We start from the raw sequence: 21,335 nt of genomic DNA, 5'->3' as shown, positions 1-21,335 counted from the left end.
GGATGGAGCCGGTCAACCAGCCTGTCAGGCAAGCCCCGGTGTTTGAAGGGAAAAAAGCCGGGCGCATCAGGCCAAAACGCATTCTGTTCCATGTTTTTACGGCGTCACTGGCGGTGTTATTGCTGTATCCCGTCATTTGGCTGTTTGTCAGTTCTTTTAAAGAAAGCTCCAGTATTTTCACAACCTCTCATTCTCTCATTCCAGATCCTTTTATTCTCAGCAACTATGCTGAAGGGTGGAAGGGCATTGCGGGTCAGCCGTTTTGGGCCTTTATTAAAAACTCGGCGATCATTGTCGGGCTGTCTACAATCGGCGCCGTTCTGTCATCGGCTGTCATTGCCTACGGCTTCGCGCGCATCCCGTTTAAAGGAAAAGCATTTTGGTTCGCCTGTATGATGGGGACGTTAATGCTGCCGCATGAAGTGCTGATGATTCCGCAGTACATTATGTTTGCGAAATTAGACTGGCTGAATTCATTTAAACCGATTGTTGTTCCGCAATTTTTCGGGCATGCGTTTTTTATCTTTCTGATGATCCAGTTTATCCGGACGATCCCTGAGGAGCTGGATGAAGCAGCGAGAATCGACGGGTGCGGGCGCTTTGCCTGTTTTTGGCGGATCATTCTGCCGCTCATTGCACCGGCGCTTGCGACGTCTGCGATTTTTTCTTTCTATTGGAAGTGGGAGGAGCTGATTCAGCCGCTCTTATATTTGAATAAGCCGGAGCTTTATCCTGTTTCACTTGCGCTGAAGCTTTTCCTCGATACGGAATCCGCTTCGAACTGGGGCGCGATGTTTGCCATGTCGGCCGTCTCTTTGCTGCCTGTGATTCTCGTATTCTTTCTGTTTCAAAAATATATCGTTCAGGGCATCAGTACGACCGGATTAAAATAAAAAGGAGTGTTGCAGATGGCACAGCTTATCTTTGATGAAGAAAAGGTCACAGCCGTTATTGACCGAATCGTGAAACGGACATTTCAAATGGATTTTGCGTGGGATTGGCCAGGCGGCGTCGCATTTTACGGCGTGGCGGAGGCGTATGAAGCGACGGAAAACGAGGAGTATATCAAACTGTTAAAAACGTGGGTGGATGAACAGCTTGAGGATGGGCTGCCGCCGCTGTCGATCAACGGTGTATCAATCGGCCATACGCTTTTGTTTCTGCATCAGGTGACGGGAGATCACGTCTATTTGGAAACGGCTGGCGAGATGGCGGAATATGTGCTTCATCATGCGCCGCGCTTTGGAGAAGGTATTCTTCAGCATACGGTGAACTCGGCGGATTATGTGTTTCCTGAGCAGGCGTGGGCGGACACGCTGATGATGGCGGGGCTGTTTATGCTGAGAATCGGCCGTGTGATGGAGCGTGAGGATTACTTCGAGGACGGCCTGCGCCAGTTTCATGGACATGAGGACGTGCTGCAGGACCCCGTAACCAATCTGTATTACCATGCCTGGGACAACAAAGCGCAAAACCACCTGTCGGGGATTTATTGGGGGCGGGCGAATGGCTGGGCTGCGCTCACGATGGCAAAAGCGCTCCCGCTCATTGAGGTGACGCATCCTTCTTTTATGATCATTGACGGATCGCTCAGAGACCAGCTGAGCGCGCTTGTCCGGCTGCAGGACGATTCAGGGCTGTGGCATACCATTTTGGATGATCCGGATTCGTATTTGGAGGTTTCCGCATCGGCGGGCATTGCCTCTGCTTTGCTGTCGAGCGGGAAGCTCTATACAAAATACGCGCAGAAATCACTTGCCGCCATTTTGGATGCGGTGGAAGAGGACGGACGTGTCAGCAAAGTATCCGCGGGCACAGCCGTCATGAAAAATGCGGAAGGATACAAACAAGTGCCTTACAAACGAATACAAGGCTGGGGTCAGGGGCTTGCACTCACATTTCTCGCTGATGTGCTGAGAACGAAAAAACGCGTATATCAGTAAAGACGGCGGCGGGGGGAAAGGGATGAAAAAACAGCCTCAACAGAAAGAACGGGTTTCACACTGGAAGGGAACGTATTTCAAAAGAAACTTTGTTTTCATTTTGCTGATTGCCTGTATTCCCGGACTGCTGACAGGCGGGGCCATCTACTTTTTGTCTATCGATAAGGTGGAGAAAGAGCTGCAAAAGTCGCATGAAACACAGGTGGCGCGTGAAGTCAGCCGGATGGATGAGAAGCTGGAAGACCTTGAGCTGACACTTGCCCAAATGGCATACGATTCCTCGCTGATGAACGGATTGGCCGAGAAGGATTTGGAGAAAGACTTTACATTCTCCTATCAAATAACGAAAAAGCTGTTTCTATTGCGGGACCAGCAGCCGCTGATTCAGCAGGCTTCTATCTTTCTGAACAGCCCCCGGCCTCTTGTGCTGAGCCCCGAATACAGCGCACTGACAGAACAGGATATGCTTCGCAAATACCGCTCGCTTCTCGACTCCGATCGGAGTATTTATTGGAGCCGATCGGGAAAAGACGCCGCGCTGATTCAGCTCATTCCGGGTGCGGCTGAGAAACCGTTTGGCGCGATCATGCTGACGGTAGATCCGAAAGAAATGGAGGCGCTCCTGCAAAGTTTGTCTCCTTATCCTGAAGGCAGCGCGCTTCTTCTGGATCAAAAGCGAGAGGTGCTTTTCCATGGAGGAGAAAAGGATTTTGAAAATGCTTTAATGAATGAGGTGAAAAAACAGCCTCACAAGAAAGGCCATTTTCAGATGGATTGGGACGGCACGGTGTATTCCGTCTCCTATGGAGAAATGAAGCGAATGCATCAGAAGTGGACCTTTGTTTCTGCAGCGCCTCTTTCAGCCATTACAGCGCCGATGGTGTTTTTATCAAAGGTGATTATTGTGATGCTTGTCGTTTGTATCGGCTTGGCTGTGTGCATGACGTGGTACGCTTCGAGGAAAATCTATCGCCCGATTCAGCATCTGCTCGGACTGTTTACGGGAGGAGAGAAACAAGCATGGCAGGCGTCAGGCCAGGACGAATTTAAGTGGATTGAAAAGAGATGGAATGATCTTTCCCTTGAGAGCCGGAGGCTTCATGAGCAGCTGCTCCGGCAGACGCCCCATATGAAAAAGAGTTTTTTGCAGCACCTGCTTCAGGGTGATTTTTATTATGACACAGAGGACAGTCTCAGATCGCGGATGGAGGATGCGGGCTGGGCCATCGGAGAACACGTGTTTCACGTGCTTGATCTTCAGGTGACAGGGCTTCGTGGTGATAAGAGCATGTTCTATGCCGATGATGAACAGCTTGCTGTGTTTACACTGACCAATTTACATGAGGAACTTGCGGCAAACCGCCGTTTTCAACCTTCAATTCTTGATATTGGCCGCCTTTCCGTCACCGTGCTTGTGATGAAAACGAGCGGCTCGGATCTGAGGGGATATGTTTCAGAGCTGGCCCGCATATTTGGTGCTGTCACGGGACTAAGCCTGACCGGAACAATGAGCAGGCAATCGGCCCGTATTATGGATATCCCATCTCTGTTTAAGGATGTGAAAAGCGGCAAGTCCCGCAGGTGTTTTGCCAATCGCCATCAGATCATAGATTTGCAGGATGATGTTTTTCAGGCTGAGCCATCCGCACCCTGCTATCCTTTTGAACTTGAAAAGCAAATCGTTCAGGCCATTCGGCTGGAAAGAAAAGAGGAAGCAGAAGAGCTGATTCGCTTATGTATGGATGAACTGGCCGAAAAGGCGGTCAGCGACAGACAAGTGCATTCTGCGCTGATTCAGCTGTTCTCCCGCATCCAGGAGGATATTCTGCATTCCGGCCTTCATCCGAGCAAGCTGTTTGGCAACAGGGATATGCTTCGGGAAATATCCGAGCTGCATGAGCCTGTCCAGGCGGCTGCCTGGCTGATGGATGCGGTTGTCACCCCGTACCTCGCCAAGCTTGAAGGCAGGAAAAACAGACAGCAAAAACAGGTGGCAGAACGTGTGATTGCGATGATTCATGAGCAGTATATGGCGGATCTTTCTCTTGAAAGCTGCGCGGATGCGCTGGGCATGAATTCTTATACCTTGAGCAAGGCCTTTAAACAAGTGACGGGCGTTAATTTTATTGATTATGTGACCCGCATCAGAATTGAAAAAGCAAAAGAACTGCTGGTAAATACAAATAAAAAAATTCATGATGTGTCAGAAGAAGTCGGCTATCGCCACAATTATTTCAACCGGATTTTTAAAAAGCAGGTCGGCATGCCGCCGGGAGTTTTCAGGCAAATGTATCAGGAAACGCCGTGAAAGGAGAGGACATGTGATGGAAAAACCGATTCAGGTGTTTTTAGCAGGGGATTCCACCGTAAGCGACTGCCCGCCGCATGAAGCGCCGATGGCAGGCTGGGGGCAGGTTTTCGGTCAATTGTTCACTGAACAGGTGAAAGTGCGCAATCACGCCAAAGGGGGAGCGAGCACCAACTCTTTTGTGGAGGAAGGAAGGCTTCAGGCGATTGCTGAGTGCATAGCACAAGGCGATTATTTGTTTATCCAATTCGGCCACAATGACCAGAAACCGCGGGGGACGAAGCCGTACTCGACGTATCAGCAATTTCTCACTTTGTTTGCGGAAACAGCACGAGAAAAAGGAGCACAGCCTGTGTTTGTTACATCGGTGCAGCGCCGCCGCTTTGATGAAAACGGAAGGATTGAGCACACGCTCGGTGAGTATCCGGATGCGATGAAAGCGTTAGCGAAGGAGCTTGATGTGCCGGTCATTGATTTGTTAACGAAAACAAAGGCGCTTTATGAAGCATACGGACCGGAGGAGTCAAAGCGTTTGTTCGTGTGGCTCCAGCCGAATGAACATCCGAATTATCCAGATGGCATTGAGGATAATACGCATTTTTCAGAAGAAGGGGCCATGGAGGTTGCGAAGCTCGTTGCTGAAGGCATCGAAGAAATCAGCTTTCCGCTGAAGGACCATCTCGTGAGCCGGGAGGGGAAAGAACATGTATAAAGAAGGCGCATGCCTGTACCGCAATCCGCTCCGTTCAGCAAGCGATGTGAAGGACTGGCGGATGGAGGGAGGCGGGCAGGTTTCATTCGAAGATCACCGTATGCACCTGTCACATGTACAGGACGAAGCGCACTTTGTTTATTGGTGCCCGGAAACATTTCCCGACGGCATCATTGTGAAGTGGGATTTTTACCCGATTGAACAGCCGGGGCTGTGTATGCTGTTTTTCGCGGCTGCCGGCATCGGAGGCGAGGACTTATTTGACCCGCGACTCAAGAAAAGAACAGGAAAGTACCCCGAATACCATTCCGGAGACATCAATGCGCTCCATCTGTCGTATTTCCGCAGAAAATACCCGGAGGAAAGAGCGTTCCGCACCTGCAATGTAAGAAAAAGCCGCGGTTTCCACCTCGCTGCAATGGGAGCTGATCCGCTGCCTTCTCCGGACGACGCTGATTCCCCGTATCATATGAAGCTTATTAAGGATAAAGGGTATGTGCATTTTTCGATCAATGATCTGCCCATTCTGGAGTGGCAGGATGACGGAAGCACATTCGGACCTGTGTTAACAAAAGGAAAAATCGGGCTGAGGCAAATGGCGCCGATGAAAGCCGCTTATCGTGATTTGTCTGTGCACCAAGCGGTGAGAAGATGAAGACGACTGTGACGGATGCGCTTTATGCAGGCTGTGAAGCGGTTGTGAAAATCGCGTGGCTGAACGGGCTGTGGCTGTTGTTTACACTTTTGGGCGGCGTTCTTTTCGGATGGGCGCCGAGCACAGCCGCGATGTGTGCCGTCATACGGAAATGGCTGATGGGACAAAAAGATGTCCCGGTATTTGCGTTATTTCTGGAGACCTACAAAAAAGAGTTTCTGAAGGTCAATGCGATTGGACTTGCGTTTTTTGCCCTTTTGCTTATTTTGTCGGCTAATTATTATTATTTTTCGGCAAGTGCGGATTGGCTGTCCTTTACCGTGACGAGCTGCACCCTCTTGGCGGGGCTTTTGTATACCGTCGCGCTCATGTATGTGTTTCCTCTTTATGTGCATTACGAGCTTCCGCTTCGCCAATATATTCCCCAAGCGCTGCTGTTTGGCGCCATGCGGCCGCTGACCACCGGCTGCATGCTGATCGGCTGCGGATTTGTGCTTTATTTGCTGTATACGCTTCCAGGCCTGATCCCATTTTACGGCCCAAGTTTATTTGGGCTCGTGTCGATGTTTTTTGCTTTCAGAGGGTTTCAAAAAACAGAGGCGCAGCACCGCCATCAGGCCGGATAAACAAAAAAATGACAAACGGGCAAAAAAGTGCAGCCAATCAAAAACGTTTATGCAAAAAAGTGACATTGAAGACAGCTCCTCAAGCGCATAAAATCCAATTTAAGTAAGCGCTTACAGATAAATGATAAGGAGCTGTCTGATGATTAGACGAAGAAAAAGCATGTTTACCACTCTCACATTGTTGGTGTTGTTGATGATGGGGGCTTCTGTGTTTCCTGTCAAAGCAGAAGGAGCGGCGCGGCAGATGGAAGCGCTGAACCGGGGCCTTGTGGCAGTCAAAACGGATGGCGGCATTTTTGTCAGCTGGCGGTTTCTTGGGACAGAAAACGCATCTGTGACGTTTAATGTGTACAGAGACGGACAAAAGCTGAATGCTTCGCCTGTCAAATCCACGAATTATATCGATAAAAACGGAACAGCTGGCTCATCGTATTCCATTCGGGCTGTTGTAAACGGAACCGAGCAGGCCGCTTCTGAAAAAGCCTCTGTATGGGCACAGCCGTATCATTCCGTTCCGCTTGATAAACCGGCTGGCGGCACGACACCAAAGGGCGAAGCCTATACCTACAGTGCCAATGATGCCAGTACGGGCGATGTGGATGGCGATGGGCAGTATGAGCTGATCCTCAAATGGGATCCGTCCAATTCAAAGGACAATTCACAGGACGGCTATACGGGTGAAGTGTTTATTGATGCGTATAAGCTGGACGGAACAAGATTATGGCGAATCGGTCTCGGCAAAAACATCAGAGCGGGCGCACACTACACTCAGTTTATGGTGTATGACCTGGATGGTGACGGAAAAGCGGAAGTGGCGATGAAGACCGCTGACGGAACAAAAGACGGCAAGGGAAAAGTGATCGGAAATGCGAATGCCGATTACAGAAATGAGCAGGGGCGTGTGCTTTCTGGTCCTGAGTACCTGACTGTCTTTCAAGGTGAAACGGGAAAAGAGCTTGTCACTTCAAACTTTGAACCGGCACGAGGGAACGTATCGGATTGGGGTGACAGCTACGGCAACCGGGTCGATCGTTTTCTTGCGGGCATTGCGTATCTCGACGGACAGCGTCCGAGCCTGATTATGACTAGAGGCTATTACGCCAAAACCATGCTTGTTGCGTATAACTTCAGAGACGGAAAACTGTCAAAGCTCTGGACGCTGGATTCCTCTAAGTCGGGTAATCAAGCTTTCGCCGGACAAGGCAATCACAACTTAAGCATTGCAGATGTGGACGGAGACGGTAAGGATGAAATCATCTTCGGCTCAATGGCTGTTGACCATGACGGCAAAGGCATGTACTCGACAGGCTTAGGCCACGGAGACGCGCTGCATGCCGGAGATCTTGATCCGAGCCGGCCAGGGCTTGAAGTATTTCAGGTTCATGAGGACAAAAACGCGCAATACGGCTTATCCTTTCGGGATGCCGCAACAGGAAAAATCATTTGGGGTGTTCACGCCGGCAAGGATGTAGGCCGGGGCATGGCCGCTGATATTGATCCGCGCTATCCGGGACAGGAGGTTTGGGCGAACGGTTCCCTTTACACATCGAAAGGCGCCAAAATCGGCAGCAGTGTGCCATCGTCAACCAATTTCGGCATCTGGTGGGACGGTGACCTGCTGCGGGAACAGCTGGACAGCAACCGAATCGATAAATGGGATTATCAAAACGGCGTTTCTAAAAACCTGCTGACTGCATCAGGTGCTGCCTCCAATAACTCTACAAAAGCAACACCGGCTCTTCAGGCTGATCTGCTCGGTGACTGGCGGGAGGAAGCTGTGTGGAGAACCGAGGACAGCAGTGCGCTCCGCATCTACACCACCACAATCCCGACCGAGCACAGGCTGTATACGCTGATGCATGATCCTGTGTACCGGGTCGGCATTGCCTGGCAAAATGTCGCGTATAACCAGCCGCCGCATACAAGCTTCTTTTTAGGAGACGGCATGGCGGCACAGTCTAAACCGAATATGTATACGCCTTAACAGAAGGGGGGAAGGAACGGGCCGCACGCTTGGCCCGTTCCCATTTAAAATGAAACCGAAAAAGAGGCAAATGGAATACCTGACCAGAGGCCTAATCGCGGTCAAAACGGAGCAAGGCGTATTTGTGAGCTGGCGTTTTCTCGGAACCGATCATGAGACTGTTACTTTTCACATTTATCGGAACGGAGATCGGATCACTGGCAAACCGATTTCGGATAGCACCAATTTTCTCGATGAAAAGGGAACGGAGGACTCTCTCTATCAAGTGGCGGCTGTCTATAAAGGCCGGGAAGAAAGGCTTTCGAAAGAAGCTCCCGTTTGGCGGGAAAACGTTCTCGAGCTCCCGCTTATCAAACCCGAAGGCGGCGTGACGCCGGACGGAAAACCGTATACCTACAGCGCCAATGACGCGAGCGTCGGAGATGTGGATGGGGACGGAGAATATGAAATCATCCTGAAATGGGACCCGTCCAACTCAAAAGATAACGCCCACGACGGATATACCGGAGACGTCCTCATTGACGCCTATAAACTGAATGGCACTTTTCTGTGGCGGATCAACCTCGGCAGAAATATCAGAGCAGGCGCCCATTACACGCAGTTTATGGTCTATGACTTAGACGGTGACGGAAAAGCAGAAATCGCTATGAAAACAGCCGACGGCACAATAGACGGCAAAGGAAACATCATCGGTGAAGCGCATGCCGATTTCAGGAATGAGCAGGGCCGTATTCTGTCAGGTCCGGAATATTTGACAGTGTTTAAAGGGGAAACCGGTGAAGCGCTCACGACTGTCGATTATGAACCGCCTCGGGGAAAACTGGAGGATTGGGGAGATGGCTACGGAAACCGCATGGACCGTTTTCTCGCCGGAATCGCTTATTTGGATGGAGAGCGGCCGAGCCTGGTGATGGCACGGGGCTATTATACGAGAACAGTACTCGTCGCTTATGATTTCCGGAATGGCAGGCTGAAGAAACGCTGGACGTTTGATTCCAATCAGCCGGGGCATGAAGCATACGCGGGACAGGGCAACCACAGCTTGAGCGTTGCCGATGTTGATGGAGATGGAAAGGATGAAATTATTTACGGCGCCATGGCGGTTGATCATGACGGAACCGGTCTGTACACGACGGAACTCGGACACGGAGACGCCATGCACGTCGGCGATCTAGATCCGTCACGCAAAGGGCTTGAAGTGTTTCAGGTTCATGAGGACGCAAGCAAGCCGTATGGGTTGTCGCTGCGTGATGCCGGAACGGGCGAGGTGTTATGGGGCGTCCATGCCGGAACAGATGTCGGCAGAGGAATGGCGGCTCACATTGACCCTCGGTACAAGGGATCGCTCGTCTGGGGAATCGATCCGCCGGGCAATGAAGGAATGTCATATGGGCTCTATACGAGCAAAGGAGAAAAAATCAGCGACAAAGCGCCTGCTTCCGCCAATTTCTCCATTTGGTGGGACGGGGACTTGGTCAGGGAGCTGTTGGATCATGAATGGAATGGAACGATCGGCAAACCAAAGATTGAAAAGTGGGATGCTGAAAACCGCTGTTTAAATACGATTTTTCAGCCGGAAGGTGTGCTGTCCAACAACGGGACAAAAGGAAACCCGGTTCTTCAGGCCAACCTGTTCGGAGACTGGCGGGAAGAGGTCATTTGGAGAACCGAAGACAGCAGTGCGCTCCGTATCTATACAACGACACACCTTACCCGCCATCGTTTTTACACACTGATGCACGATCCGGTTTACAGGCTTGGAATCGCTTGGCAGAACACCGCGTACAACCAGCCGCCGCACACAAGCTTTTATCTCGGAACAGGAATGAAAAAACCGCCGAAGCCCGCTCTGTACATAGCGGGAAACAAAGCGGAGACGCCGCTTTAGGAGGAATGTATGGGATACGAAGCAAAGACTGAACGCTATGACAAAATGACCTATCACAAAGCCGGGCGAACCGGATTAAGGCTTCCCGCTATTTCTCTCGGCCTCTGGCATCAGTTCGGTGCTGCCTATTCTCCGGAGAACGCGCGGTCCATGCTGAGAGCCGCATTTGATGCAGGCATCGTCCATTTTGATCTGGCCAACAATTACGGCCCGCCGCCCGGCTCCGCTGAGGAGATGTTCGGGCGCATGCTGAAAACGGATTTTGCGCCTTACCGTGATGAACTCGTCATCAGCACTAAAGCCGGCTATGACATGTGGAAGGGGCCGTATGGCAATGGCGGCTCGAAAAAACATTTGACTGCCAGCTTGAATCAAAGTTTAAAGCGGCTGGGGCTTGATTATGTGGATCTCTTCTATTCGCACCGTTCTGATCCTGAAACGCCGCTTGAGGAAACGATGGAGACGCTGGCGGGCTTTGTGCGTCAAGGAAAAGCTTTGTATGTCGGACTGTCAAACTACAGCCCTGAAGAGACAGAGCGCGCCGCCGATCTTTTACAACAGCTCGGAGTCCGGCTCGCCATCCATCAGACGCGATATTCGATGTTTCACCGAGATCCGGAAAAAGGGCTGCTTGATGTGCTGGACAAAAAGGGAGCCGGCTGCATCGCGTTTGCGCCGCTCGCTCAAGGGCTTCTCACGACAAAGTACGTTTCAGGCATCCCGGAAACCTCAAGAGCAAAGGATGCGAACAGTCCATTCCTGCAGGCGGAGCACATAACCGAAAGGGCGGTCAGTAAGGCGCAAAGGCTGAATAATATTGCGAAAGAACGGGGACAATCGCTCCCGCAAATGGCGCTCTCATGGCTTTTGAAGGATGCCCGGATGACCTCCGTTTTAATTGGAGCAAGCCGGGCGCAACAAATAGAGGAAAACGTTCAAGCCTTGCAATCAGCGGACTTTTCAAACGAGGAGCTTTCTGCCATTGAGTTTATATTAAGTGAAAAAAACGAGGGGGAATGAGACATGGCACATCATATTTATCTTGCTGGTGATTCGACTGTCCAAACGTATGGAGAAAGTACAAATCAAGGGGGCTGGGGGCAGTTTCTCGGTTCGCATCTGCCGGAGCATATTCAGGTGATCAATAAAGCGATCGGCGGCAGAAGCTCAAAAACCTTTGTGGAGGAAGGCAGGCTTCAGGCGATCCTTGATGTGATTGAGCCGGATGATTGGCTGTTTGTGCAGATGGGCCATAATGACGCGTCGAAAAATAAGCCGGAGCGCTACACCGAGCCCTATACCACCTATAAACAATATTTAAAGCAGTATATCGCAGGCGCTAGAGAAAAAGGCGCGCATCCGCTTCTCATTACCCCAGTAGCCCGCTTTCATTATGAAAACGGCGTGTTTTTGAACGACTTTCCTGATTATTGCATTGCCATGAAGCAGACAGCCGCTGAGGAGAATGTCCAGCTCATTGATCTAATGGAAAAAAGCCTCGCTTTCTTTACTGAGAAGGGCGAAGAAAAAGTATACACCTATTTTATGGTTTCAGAAGGGATTGACGATTACACGCACTTTACAAAAAAAGGCGCAAATGAAATGGCAAAACTCGTAGCGAAAGGCATGAAAGAGCTGGGCCTGCCACTAACAGAATCTATCGTCAAAGAAGGGTGAAGGACTTGGGGAGAAAATTATATCACGGCGCTTGCTATTATCCGGAACTATGGGATGAAAAGACGATTCAGCAGGACATTGACAGGATGCGGGAGGTCGGCATCAATGTCGTGCGAATTGGTGAGTTCGCCTGGTCTGTGATCGAGCCGGAAGAAGGAAAAATTGACGTGAGCTTTTTTAAGGAAATAATCAGCCGGATGTATGAAAACGGCATCGAAACAATCATGTGCACACCGACACCGACACCGCCTATTTGGCTGTCGCACGGCCGGCCTGAGCGAATGCACACCAACGAAAAAAGAGAGGTGATGGGACACGGCTCCCGTCAGCATGCGTGTACAAATAACCCGTATTTCCGAAAAAGAGCCGCCATCATCACCACAAGCATCGCCAAAGAGCTGGGACACTTGCCGGGGCTGATCGGCTGGCAGCTCGATAATGAATTTAAATGCCATGTGGCTGAATGCATGTGTGAGACGTGCTTAAGCTTATGGCATGACTGGCTTAGAAACCGTTACGGTGTGATTGAACGGTTAAATGAAGCGTGGGGAACCGATGTGTGGAGTGAAACCTATCAAACCTTTGAGCAGGTGCCGCAGCCGGGTCCGGCCCCGTTTTTGCATCACGCTTCATTGCGCACGATGTATCAGCTGTTTTCGATGGAGATGATCGCTCAATTTGCGGATGAACAAGCGAAAATCATCCGCTGTTATTCAGATGCGCCAATCACTCATAACGGCTCGGTCATGTTCAGCACAGACAATGAACGGATGTTTCAGAATCTCGATTTTGCTTCCTATGATACGTACGCTTCCCAAGAAAATGCATCTGCATTTTTATTAAATTGTGATATTTGGAGGCATTTCAAAAAAGACCGCCCGTTCTGGATTCTGGAAACAAGTCCGTCATATGCAGCCTCGCTCGAAAGCTGTGCCATGCCGCACGCCGATGGATATTTACAAGCTGAAGCCGTGTCTTCTTACGCCTTGGGGAGCGAGGGATTTTGCTATTGGCTGTGGCGCCAGCAGCGTTCAGGCAGCGAGATTTCACACGGTTCCATCCTTAGTGCCTGGGGAGAGCCGGCGATTGGTTATCAAAACGTTTTGGCGGTTGAGCGGGCAAGAAAGGATATCGAACCGATCATTCTTTCTACTGTGCCCGTTCAGGCTGAGGTTGCAATGACCTATTCCGACAGGGCGAAAGCGTTTCTGAAAACAGAACCTCACCGGGGGCTCCAACACCGAACGCTTATCACACACTTTTACGAGCGCATCCTCAACACGGGTATTCATCGTGATCTCGTTCCGGAAGGCTTTCCGCTGGAGGGCTATCGTGTGCTGTTTACGCCATTTGTGCCTTATCTGTCTTCTGCTTTTATCAAAAAAGCTTCCGCATTTGCTGAAGCGGGCGGCATATGGATTGCCGGGCCGCTGACGGGAGGGCGTACGGGCGAGCATACGGTTCATACCGATTATGGCCTTGGAGAACTGGAGAAAACAGCCGGAATCAAAACACTGTTCACGTTCCCGATGAACGAGGATGCCAATACAGGAAAAGCGTTTGGCATGACGGCGCCGCTCGGGCTGTGGAGCGCGGTGTTTGATATAGAGAGCGGAAACACTCTCGGCACAGTTGAATCCGGGCCAGGTGCCGGCCATGCATTTCTGTCAGAACGAGAGCACGGCAAAGGGAAAATGGTCATGCTCGGCTCGCTTCCATCAGGCGAAAAAGGGGATGCAATGCTGGAAGCACTCGTCAGGCATTATGCGGGGGAAGCAGCCGTTTCTGTCAGATCCGATGTCACCCCCGGTACGATTGTTGCCCCGAGAAAAGGAGAAAACGGCCTTGTATGGGTTATCGTTAATATGGATGGAAAAGGCGGGAGCGTGACGCTTCCGGAAGAGGGGACCGACCTTTTGGCAAACCGTTCAGTCGGAGCGGGGAGACTGTCAGTCGGCCAACACGAATACCGTGTGATTCAGTTTGATAATCGCAGCTGATTCTTTGCATTGAATCAGCTTTTTTATATGGAAGGAGAGAACCGATGAAAAAGATCAAATGGCTATCAGAACAGCCTAAGCTGACAAGCGGCGTAACGTGGGGTGTGCCTTGGAAAAGAGGAGAATTGAAAAAGGGAGACTGTCTGGCGCTTGTAAATGCAAAGGGTGAAAGCCGCTATGTGCAAAGCGAGCCGTCGGCCTATTGGCCGGACGGGAGCATCAAATGGACGAAGCACGCGGCTGTGTTCAGTCACCAAACCGATACAAGCTTTACCCTTCAAAAAGATGAAAACCAGCCGCCAGCGAAAAAGCTCATGATCCACGAGTCAAAGGATGCAATTCAAGTGGATACCGGGGCGCTTGTCTGCACTGTGAATAAAACGGGCTCCGACATCATTCAATCGCTGGTGATGAACGGAAAGCCGATCGCCGCAGGCGGACGGCTGACCGCAATAAAGGAAACGAGAAAGGAGATGGCGGCAGAAAAGGTTTTTTTTCATGAAACATCGGTCAGTCTTATCAAACGTGCGGTCATTGAACAGAGAGGTCCTGTAAAAGCTGTCATCAAGATTGAGGGGGTTCATGTACTCCAAAAGACAAATGAAGAATGGCTGCCCTTCATTATCAGATTGACGTTTTATGCCGGGCTTTCAGAGATGAATATCATGCACACTCAGCTGATCGACAGGAATTTCAAACGAGAGTTCATCAAAGGGCTTGGCATGCAGTTTGACCTCTTTTTACAGGGAGAGCCGTACAACCGCCATTTCCGTTTTGCGGGGGACAAAGGCGTTTATAAAGAACCCGCCCAGCTGTTTGGCACCCGCAAATGGAATGAACGGCATCCTCTTTATCAGCGGCACATCAACGGGGAACCGATTTCTCCAAGTGAAGAGCACAAGGATTGGTTCGCACACGGCGTACAGAACGCAGTTTGGAATGATATGAAACTCGTTCAGGACTCCAGCGATCATTACCGACTGGCAAAACGGACCGGCAAGGAATATTCGTGGGTTGACATGCTGCATGGTACGCGGGCGAAAGGGCTTTGCTATGCGGGCGGCGAAAATGGAGGCTTAGCGCTCGGTCTGCGGTATTTTTTTGAAAAATATCCGTCGTCACTTGAGATAACAGGTCTTGCCGGTGATCAACCGAACTTGACCGTATGGCTCTGGCCGCCAGACGCGGAAGCAATGGATTTCAGGCATTATACAGGGAACACCCATGTCGTCAGCGCGTACGAAGGGTTTGATGAGATGCGCTCTGATCCGACAGGCATTGCCAACACAAACGACATCAGCCTGTCATGCTTTTCTCAGATGCCGTCTGATGACGTGCTGAATGCGTTAGCGGACAAATGGCAGGCACCGCCATTGCTTATTTGTGAGCCGGACGTTTATTACGAGTCAAAAGCGCTTGGCGTTTGGAGTGTAATCGATACGGCCGATCCGGTCAAAAAAGGGCTGGAAGAACAGCTGGACGCCGCCTTCTTGTTTTATCAAAAAGAAGTGGAGCAGCGCAGATGGTACGGGTTCTGGAACTATGGGGACGTCATGCATACGTATGACCCGGTCCGGCATATGTGGCGGTATGATCTCGGCGGGTACGCGTGGCAAAATAATGAGCTCGTTCCGACCTTGTGGCTGTGGCAGGCGTTTTTCCGCTCCGGCAGAGAAGACTTATTCCGAATGGCTGAAGCAATGACCCGCCATACAAGTGAAACCGACTGTTTTCATCTCGGAGAATATGCGGGGCTTGGCTCCCGGCATAACGTGGTGCACTGGGGATGCGGCTGCAAGGAAGCGAGAATCAGCATGGCCGGTCTTTATAAATTCTACTATTATCTGACGGGGGATGAGCGCACGGGAGATCTTTTGACAGAAGTGAAGGACGCCGATGCCGCCCTAGTGAACACCGATCCGATGCGTGCTTTCTACGAGAAAGGAGAACACCCAACTCACGTCAGAACGGGGCCGGACTGGGCGGCGTTTTGCTCGAACTGGCTGGCGGAATGGGAGCGGACTGAGAATCCTGAATATCTCAGGAAAATCCAAACTGGCATCAGCTGCCTGAAACGCCTGCCACTTCGCTTATTATCAGGTCCGACGTTTGAATATAATCCGGCAACGTCTATGCTTCATCACATGGGAGACGGCATCGCGGGCGGCTATCATATGATCATTGCGTTTGGCGCGCCGCAAGTGTGGATGGAGCTGGCAGAGCTTCTCGATGACCGTGAATGGGAGGAAATGCTGAGTGAATTCGGCGAGTTTTACACATTCAGTGATGAAGAAAAACGAAAAAAAAGCGGAGGTGCGCTCCATGATGGGCATTTTCACTGGCCGATGTTTGCGGCTGGTATGACAGCCTATGCTGCGAGAAAAAAACAAGACCATAACCTCGCCGAAAAAGCGTGGAATCTTTTGCTCGACCATAAACTGAGCCATACGCCGCTTCCGATCAAACCCGCGCAAATCGAGACGTGGACTCAGCTTGAAGAGCTTCCGTGGGTAACGACAAACACTGTCTCCCAATGGTGCTTAAATGTCATTGCGGCACTTGAATTAATTGGTGAATACCTCCCCGCAAAAAAAGATACATCCGGCAAAAAAGGATAACAGCCGTCAATTCATAGGAGAAATGATGCAAAAAATGAAGATTGCAAGAATTTATGTAAGCGCTTTATATTAGGGGTGGCAAAGGAGAAATGAAAAAGGAGAAAAAGGGGGACTTACGCATCATGAAAAAAAGAATACGAAAAAAATGGCTCGCTTTACCGCTCGCTGCCATGATGATAGCCGGGTGCAGCAATTCAGAAACATCCAATTCAGCGAGCGATTCAAAAAACACGATCAACATCATGGCGCCGCTGCTGTCACCGGAAAGCCCGAGTGATAAAAGCCCATCATTAAAAGCGTTAGAGAAATACACAGGCAAAGATATTAAGGTCACATGGGTGCCTGATTCATCCTACAACGATAAATTTAACATCGTCATGGCCTCTGGGGAGATGCCGCATGCGATTGTGATTAAAGATAAGTCAGCCGGCTTTATTAAGTCTGTCAAAGCGGGCGCTTTTTGGGAGCTGTCTCCTTATTTAAAAGACTACAAGAATGTAAGCCAGGCTGATGAAAAGATACTCAAGAACAGCTCGGTAAATGGCGAGGTGTACGGGGTCTACAGATCGAGAGACTTGATCAGAGCCTGTATGATCATCAGAACCGACTGGCTCAAAAACGTCGGGCTCGAAATGCCGGAAACGCTTGATGATTTTTATGAAGTGCTGAAAGCCTTTAAGGAAAAAGATCCTGACGGAAACGGCAAGGACGATACGTACGGCATGGTCGTGCCGAAATGGATGGGGCTTGGCAACGGAAGCCCGTGGGATGTTCTGCAAATCTGGTTCGGCGCCCCGAATCGCTACGGCGTTGAAAACGGGAAGCTGGTGCCTGATTTTACAACGAAGGAATATATGGAGGCGCTCACCTTCTTTAAGAAGCTGTATGATGAAGGCTTGATCAACAAGGATTTCGCTGTTATGGATTCGGCGAAGTGGAATGACCCGGTTGTAAAAGGAAAAGCGGGTGTCATCGTTGATACAGGCTCCAGAGCGTCGCAAATTCAAAGCGCCATGGAAGAAGCGGATGAGTCGAACAAGGATATCATTGATATCGTCGGCACAGTAGAAGGACCGAAAGGCAAGCGCACTTTCCCGACATCAGGATATTCAGGCATGATCGCGATACCAAAATCAAGTGTGAAAACGGAAAAAGAGCTGAAAGAGGTGCTGTCCTTCCTCGATAAGCTGAACGATAAGGAAGCACAGATTCTGACCAACAACGGAGTCGAGGGCCGTAATTATGAGCTGAAGGACGGCGTATTCACTTCTCTTGAAAAAAACAACAAATCCCTTCTGTATGAGCATGAAGGCTTAGCTCAGTTCAGCATGTCCATCCCGAAAAGCGAGTACTACATCGAAGATCAGAAAACAAAGCTCTTCCAGCATCGCAAGGACATCATCACTGAAGGAGAAAAAATAGCCGTCTTTAACCCGGCTGAGTCGCTTGTATCCGATGTATATACCCAAAAAGGAGCCCAGCTGGACAACATCATTCTTGATGCAAGAACACAATTTATTATCGGAGAAATCGATGAAAAAGGCTTCAAGGATGCGGTGAAGCTTTGGGAAAACAGCGGCGGAAATGAACTGATGAAGGATTTAAACAAATTGTATCAATCGTCAAAATAAACCGATGCGCCTGCCGTTCAGCGGGCGCACCGGTATCGCGAAAGGAGAACAGATATGGAAACGGTGCCGAAGAAGGGAAACGCACCAGTTCTCACTGCTGGAAAAGGCATCAGCTGGATGGCTGCGCTCAAAAGAGACAAATGGCTTTATCTTCTTCTTATTCCCGGTCTGCTTTATTTTCTGATTTTCAAATACCTGCCGATGTGGGGCGTGCTTATCGCGTTTAAGGATTATTCGCCATATCTCGGCTTCTGGAAAAGCGAATGGGTCGGTCTTGATTATTTTAAAGATTTTTTTATGAATCCGGATTTTTTCCGGCTGCTGCGCAACACGCTCATGCTGGCAAGCCTTGATCTGCTGTTTGCCTTTCCCGCGCCGCTCATTTTGGCTTTGCTGTTGAATGAGCTGAGGAAGGCTGTGTATAAAAGGTGCATTCAGACCCTTATTTACGTGCCCCATTTTGTCTCATGGACAATCGTGGTCAGCATCACCTTTGTTTTCTTTACAGTCGATACAGGGGTCATCAACAAAATGGTCATGAGCCTGACAGGGAATCAGATTTCTTTCTTATCAGACGCTGACTGGTTCCGGCCGATGATTGTCATGCAAAGCATCTGGAAGGAGACAGGCTGGGGAACGATTTTATTTCTCGCCGCTTTGGCAACGGTGGATCAGGAGCAATATGAGGCGGCGATTATGGATGGGGCCGGCCGGTTTAGGCGGATGTGGCATATTACGCTTCCGGCAATCAGAAGCACCATCATTGTTCTTTTGATTTTAAGGATCGGAAGCTTTTTAAATATCGGTTTTGAACAGGTGTATTTGATGACAAACTCGCTTAACCGCAGCGTGGCTGACATCTTCGACACGTACGTTTACATGATGGGGATTACCCAAGGCGCGTACAGCTACAGCACAGCTGTCGGTTTGTTTAAATCGGTTGTCGGGATTGTCTTAATTTTCGGTGCCAATTACATCGCGAAAAAGTTCGATCAAGAAGGATTGTTTTAAAGGAGGGAGAGGTATGGCTGACATTCACACGATGCACAACACAAAAGCCGGACGGGTATTTGACGTCTGCAACATTTTGTTTCTTGGCGGCGTCGGCGCGATTACCATTTTGCCGTTTTTGTATATTATCGCCGGTTCCTTTGCGACAGAAGCTGAGCTTGCTCAGCGCAGCTTCTTTATTTTCCCGAAAACCTTTACCCTTGACGCTTATCGGTATGTGTTTTCGACACCGACGTTTATCAGAAGTATGGGCGTATCCATCTTCATCACTGTAGTCGGGACAGCCGTGCAATTGTTTTTCACCTTTACGATGGCGTATCCGCTGGCGAAGCGGCATGTGAAGGGACGGAATCTGCTTTTAAATCTTGTGATTTTCTCGATGCTGTTTTCCGGGGGAATGATTCCGACGTATCTTGTTGTCAAATCACTTGGATTGCTGGATTCCTATTGGGCGTTGATCCTGCCGATGGCGATCAATCCGTTTAACCTCATTATTATCAAAAACTTCTTTCAGCAGCTGCCGCAGGAGCTTGAGGAATCAGCAAAAATTGACGGCTGTTCAGAAATCGGCGTCTTTTGGCGGATCGCCTTGCCGCTGTCAAAGCCGGTCATTGCCACCTTTGCGCTGTTTTATGCGGTCGGAATTTGGAATGATTTCTTCCATGCTCTCTTATATATCAATGACAGTGCAAAATGGCCGCTGCAAATGGTGCTCCGCCAGGTCACGATTTTATCGGACTTAACGGCGACCAATGGCGATACGATGCAAAATACCATTCCGCCGGAGCAGGGGATTAAGCTTGCTGTCATCGTCATCGCGACCATACCGATTTTGGCGGTTTATCCATTTTTACAAAAACATTTTGCCAAAGGAATGCTGATCGGTTCTGTGAAAGGCTGAGAAAGGGAGTGTTTCATATCAGTACGTTAGATCAGATCAAAATCGCCTATATCGGCGGGGGTTCCCAAGGCTGGGGCCGAAGCTTGATGAGCGATTTGTCCCATGATGACCGAATGTCAGGCACGGTGGCGCTCTATGATCTGAATTTTGAAGCGGCGCAGAAAAATGAAATCATCGGCAATCACAGCGGAGACGGCAGATGGCGGTACGAGGCGGTTTCTACTTTGAAAAAAGTATTATCCGGTGCGGATATCGTGATTATTTCGATTTTGCCGGGCACTCTGGATGACATGGAAACGGACGTTCATCTGCCTGAGCGATACGGCATCTATCAATCAGTTGGTGATACTGTCGGACCGGGGGGAATTATGAGAGGTTTGCGGGCCGTTCCGATGTTTGCAGAAATTGCCCGGGCAATAAGAGACTACGCCCCCGAATCATGGGTCATCAATTATACAAACCCAATGTCTGTTTGCACGAGAACGCTGTATAAAGTGTTTCCCGGCATAAAAGCGTTCGGCTGCTGCCACGAAGTATTCGGCACGCAAAAACTGCTGGCGGAGATGGTTACAGATAGGCTTGGACTAGAGGTAAAGCGGCGTGAAGACGTCCATGTTCATGTGCTGGGCATTAACCATTTTACATGGGTCACAGCAGCTTCTTACCGGCATATTGATCTGCTGCCAGTTTTCCATGATTTCTGTGCGCATTATGCCGAATCCGGCTATGAGCTGGAGGGGGAAAGCTGGAAGGACAGTGTATTTCGCTCTGCACACCGTATTGCATTCGATTTATTTGAAACGTACGGTGCCATCCCCGCTGCCGGTGACAGGCACCTGGCTGAGTTTCTCCCCGGTTGTTATCTCAAACAGCCTGAGACATGGAAGTTTCACCTGACACCCATATCCTTCAGAAAACAGGACAGAGACCGGAAACAAAAAGAAACGGATCACATGGCACAGCAAAAACAGGGTGTTGAGAGGAAAGCATCAGGAGAAGAGGGCGTGAATATCATTGCGGCGCTCCTCGGACTGGGCGAACTTGTAACAAATGTGAATCTGCCGAATCAAGGCCAGGTCGCTCATCTCCCATTAGATGCGATCGTGGAAACAAACGCATTCATTACCCGCAACCGTGTCCAGCCGATTGTTTCCGGAGCGCTGCCGAAGGGTGTGGAAATGCTGGCGGCACGACAAGTATCCAATCAGGAGGCAGTGGCGGAAGCGGGGCTAACAAAGGACCGCGGTCTCGCTTTTCAAGCGTTTCTCAATGACCCGCTTGTCACGCTCGACCGCCGTGATGCGGAGCAGCTTTTTGACGACATGCTTTCAAAGCACCAGCCGATATTATAATAGGAGCAGTGACCGTTTAGAAAACGTGC

The 21,335-nt window shown here is 50.1% G+C and carries 16 protein-coding genes; all 16 read left to right on the top strand.

Annotated features, from left to right (window positions below; genetic code table 11):
* Positions 1 to 2 precede the first annotated feature (2 nt).
* The 16 genes from DIC78_RS06280 to lplD all read left to right on the top strand — a co-directional run bounded on the left by DIC78_RS06280 (position 3) and on the right by lplD (position 21,306).
* Positions 3 to 893: a carbohydrate ABC transporter permease gene (locus DIC78_RS06280; RefSeq protein WP_101863659.1), complete on the top strand. Its 891-nt coding sequence runs from the start codon at positions 3 to 5 to the stop codon at positions 891 to 893.
* A 15-nt stretch (positions 894 to 908) separates the two neighbouring features.
* Entirely contained in the window at positions 909 to 1,943 is a 1,035-nt protein-coding gene (gene yesR, locus DIC78_RS06275; protein WP_106021477.1) for a rhamnogalacturonyl hydrolase YesR, read from the top strand.
* Positions 1,944 to 1,965: 22 nt separating this feature from the next.
* Entirely contained in the window at positions 1,966 to 4,251 is a 2,286-nt protein-coding gene (gene yesS, locus DIC78_RS06270; RefSeq protein ID WP_127695753.1) for a transcriptional regulator YesS, read from the top strand.
* 13 nt (positions 4,252 to 4,264) lie between these two features.
* On the top strand, positions 4,265 to 4,963 hold the full coding sequence (locus DIC78_RS06265) for a rhamnogalacturonan acetylesterase (RefSeq protein WP_127695751.1): 699 nt from the start codon (positions 4,265 to 4,267) through the stop codon (positions 4,961 to 4,963).
* On the top strand, positions 4,956 to 5,618 hold the full coding sequence (locus DIC78_RS06260) for a YesU family protein (protein WP_024120502.1): 663 nt from the start codon (positions 4,956 to 4,958) through the stop codon (positions 5,616 to 5,618). Before DIC78_RS06265 ends, DIC78_RS06260 begins: the two co-directional genes overlap by 8 nt.
* Positions 5,615 to 6,244 (top strand): YesL family protein, encoded by a 630-nt coding sequence (locus DIC78_RS06255; RefSeq protein ID WP_105991310.1) that lies wholly within the window; start codon positions 5,615 to 5,617, stop codon positions 6,242 to 6,244. Before DIC78_RS06260 ends, DIC78_RS06255 begins: the two co-directional genes overlap by 4 nt.
* Positions 6,245 to 6,383: 139 nt before the next feature.
* Positions 6,384 to 8,228: a rhamnogalacturonan lyase gene (locus tag DIC78_RS06250; protein WP_476995479.1), complete on the top strand. Its 1,845-nt coding sequence runs from the start codon at positions 6,384 to 6,386 to the stop codon at positions 8,226 to 8,228.
* Positions 8,229 to 8,277: 49 nt separating this feature from the next.
* Positions 8,278 to 10,116 (top strand): rhamnogalacturonan lyase, encoded by a 1,839-nt coding sequence (locus tag DIC78_RS06245; RefSeq protein WP_127695748.1) that lies wholly within the window; start codon positions 8,278 to 8,280, stop codon positions 10,114 to 10,116.
* 9 nt (positions 10,117 to 10,125) lie between these two features.
* Complete coding sequence (gene mgrA / locus DIC78_RS06240; RefSeq protein WP_127695746.1) at positions 10,126 to 11,136, top strand: L-glyceraldehyde 3-phosphate reductase; 1,011 nt, start codon at positions 10,126 to 10,128, stop codon at positions 11,134 to 11,136.
* Between the two features lie 3 nt (positions 11,137 to 11,139).
* Positions 11,140 to 11,793 carry a rhamnogalacturonan acetylesterase gene (locus tag DIC78_RS06235; RefSeq protein ID WP_024120506.1) on the top strand — a complete coding sequence of 218 codons (654 nt, stop codon included), beginning with the start codon at positions 11,140 to 11,142 and terminating at the stop codon, positions 11,791 to 11,793.
* A 5-nt stretch (positions 11,794 to 11,798) separates the two neighbouring features.
* Positions 11,799 to 13,793, top strand: a complete 1,995-nt coding sequence (locus tag DIC78_RS06230; RefSeq protein WP_127695744.1) for a beta-galactosidase — start codon at positions 11,799 to 11,801, stop codon at positions 13,791 to 13,793.
* A 44-nt stretch (positions 13,794 to 13,837) separates the two neighbouring features.
* Positions 13,838 to 16,411 (top strand): exo-rhamnogalacturonan lyase family protein, encoded by a 2,574-nt coding sequence (locus DIC78_RS06225; protein WP_127695742.1) that lies wholly within the window; start codon positions 13,838 to 13,840, stop codon positions 16,409 to 16,411.
* A gap of 122 nt (positions 16,412 to 16,533) precedes the next feature.
* Positions 16,534 to 18,042 (top strand): extracellular solute-binding protein, encoded by a 1,509-nt coding sequence (locus DIC78_RS06220; protein ID WP_127695740.1) that lies wholly within the window; start codon positions 16,534 to 16,536, stop codon positions 18,040 to 18,042.
* Between the two features lie 54 nt (positions 18,043 to 18,096).
* A complete protein-coding gene (locus DIC78_RS06215; protein ID WP_024120510.1) occupies positions 18,097 to 19,053 on the top strand; it encodes an ABC transporter permease in 957 nt (318 codons plus the stop codon).
* A 13-nt stretch (positions 19,054 to 19,066) separates the two neighbouring features.
* On the top strand, positions 19,067 to 19,954 hold the full coding sequence (locus DIC78_RS06210; protein ID WP_095714388.1) for a carbohydrate ABC transporter permease: 888 nt from the start codon (positions 19,067 to 19,069) through the stop codon (positions 19,952 to 19,954).
* A gap of 8 nt (positions 19,955 to 19,962) precedes the next feature.
* Complete coding sequence (gene lplD, locus DIC78_RS06205; RefSeq protein WP_127695738.1) at positions 19,963 to 21,306, top strand: alpha-galacturonidase LplD; 1,344 nt, start codon at positions 19,963 to 19,965, stop codon at positions 21,304 to 21,306.
* The last annotated feature ends 29 nt before the right edge of the window (positions 21,307 to 21,335 follow it).

The organism is Bacillus halotolerans (assembly GCF_004006435.1).
Classification (GTDB): domain Bacteria; phylum Bacillota; class Bacilli; order Bacillales; family Bacillaceae; genus Bacillus; species Bacillus halotolerans.
The sequence above is the reverse complement of the archived record's forward strand: the minus strand, read 5'-3'. Positions and strand labels throughout refer to the sequence as shown.